The 1,780-nt window shown below is 63.8% G+C and carries 3 protein-coding genes; all 3 read right to left on the bottom strand.

Annotated elements, in window-relative coordinates:
• On the bottom strand, nt 1-608 hold a 608-nt coding region (locus tag I5M_RS25945), incomplete at its 3' end, for a M20/M25/M40 family metallo-hydrolase (protein ID WP_022724057.1).
• Entirely contained in the window at nt 608-1,078 is a 471-nt protein-coding gene (locus I5M_RS25940; protein WP_022724056.1) for a DUF805 domain-containing protein, read from the bottom strand. The genes I5M_RS25940 and I5M_RS25945, both read right to left, overlap by 1 nt.
• Before the next feature lie 18 nt (nt 1,079-1,096).
• Nucleotides 1,097-1,780, bottom strand: a 684-nt coding sequence (locus I5M_RS25935) for a 2,3,4,5-tetrahydropyridine-2,6-dicarboxylate N-succinyltransferase (protein ID WP_022724055.1), incomplete at its 5' end; no start/stop codon positions are given.

Raw genomic sequence — 1,780 nt, 5'->3', positions numbered from 1 at the left:
ACGTGCCCTTGCGTGCCGTCGACGATCAGCACGCCGGACAGCGAGCCACGGCGGCCGATCTTGATGGTGTCGCCGATCGCCTCGACATTGCTGGGTTCGCCGACGATGCAGTGATCGAATTTTTCGCCGCGCTCGGCGGCCCATTGCAGCAGCTTGACGGTGCCGTTGACGGCGACGTCTTCCTCGTCGCCGGTGATCAGGAACGAGATTGATCCCTTCGGTCTGCCGCCGTTCGCCGCCAGATAGTCCAGCGTCGCCGCCACCGCGCAGGCGATGCCGCCCTTCATGTCGACCGCGCCGCGGCCATACAGCAGGCCATCCGCGACATCGCCCGAGAATGCGCCGTGACTCCAGGCGCTGGCCTCGCCCGGCGGCACCACGTCGGTATGGCCGGCGAAACACAGATGCGGCGCGCTGTCGCCGATCCGCGCATAGAGATTGTCGATATCGGCGGTGCCCGGCTCGGAGAAGGTGACGCGATGCACGGTGAAGCCGGCATCGCCGAGCAGCCGCTCCAGCACGCCGAGTGCGCCGGCATCGGCGGGCGTCACCGATGCGCAGCGCAGCAGATCCTGCGCGATCGAGAGAGCAGTCGGAGTCGAGGTCATCAGGTCATTGTGTTTTTCGGCGCCAGCGGATCTGGGCCGTATTGGTTGGGACCGCGGGTGCCGCGCAGGCAGCCGAGTTCGATGGTAATCCAGACGGTCACCGCGAGACTCCCGACGCCAAGAATGAATTTGCCGCTGGACGTCGCGTCGGTCTCCTCCAGCAAGCCAACGATGGTGCTGACTCCCCAAAACACCAGCATCCACCATCCGCTTTGGTCTCGATCGTGCAAACGCTTAATTCCCGCAACGGTGCTTGACCATATTAGCAATAGAGTGGCGATAGCGAAGATGACCATCGACAAATAGCTAAGGGCGGTGCCGGTCGCGTAGATCGCGCTAGAAACTCCAGCGCCGATTAAGATCAAGGCAAAACAGACGACAAAAATGGCAAGATTGATCAGCTCTACCAACCAGTATCTGGCCCGGTTGATCCGGCCCTGAAAGCTGAACAGCAGCGTCGTCAGATTCATGAGCGGCTTCCGAAAGACTCAGTCTCGCAGCAATTCATTGATCGAAGTCTTGGAGCGGGTGCGCTCGTCGACGCGCTTGACGATCACGGCGCAAGCGGTCGCCGGGCCCGGGTTGCCGTTCTTCAGTGGCTTGGCGGGCATCGTGCCCGGCACCACCACGGCGTATTCGGGCACTTCGCCGACGAAGATCTCGCCGGTCTCGCGATCGACGATCTTGGTCGAGGCGCCGAGGAACACGCCCATCGACAGCACCGCACCCTTGCGGACGACAACGCCCTCGGCGACTTCCGAGCGGGCGCCGATGAAGCAATCGTCCTCGATGATGACCGGCCCGGCCTGCAGCGGCTCCAGCACGCCGCCGATGCCGACGCCGCCGGAGATGTGGACACGCTTGCCGATCTGCGCGCAGGAGCCGACCGTCGACCAGGTGTCGACCATCGTGGCTTCGTCCACATACGCGCCGAGATTGACGAAGGACGGCATCAGCACGACGTTCTTGGCGATGAAGGCAGAGCGGCGCACGATCGCACCCGGCACGGCGCGGAAGCCGGCCTCACGGAAGCGGTTCTCGCCCCAGCCCTCGAACTTCGACGGCACCTTGTCCCACCAATTGGCACCGCCGGGGCCACCCGCGATCGTGCTCATGTCGTTGAGCCGGAACGACAGCAACACCGCCTTCTTGAGCCACTGATTGACGGTCCA

Source organism: Rhodopseudomonas sp. B29, from assembly GCF_000333455.1.
In the GTDB taxonomy this organism is placed as follows: Bacteria; Pseudomonadota; Alphaproteobacteria; order Rhizobiales; family Xanthobacteraceae; genus Rhodopseudomonas.
Note: the sequence above shows the minus strand (reverse complement) of the source record. Positions and strands in the feature narration are given on the sequence as shown.

Excerpts from the sequence above, each read along its gene's own strand:
- I5M_RS25940 (WP_022724056.1), bottom strand. The coding sequence starts at position 1,078 with ATGAATCTGACGACGCTGCTGTTCAGCTTTCAGGGCCGGATCAACCGG.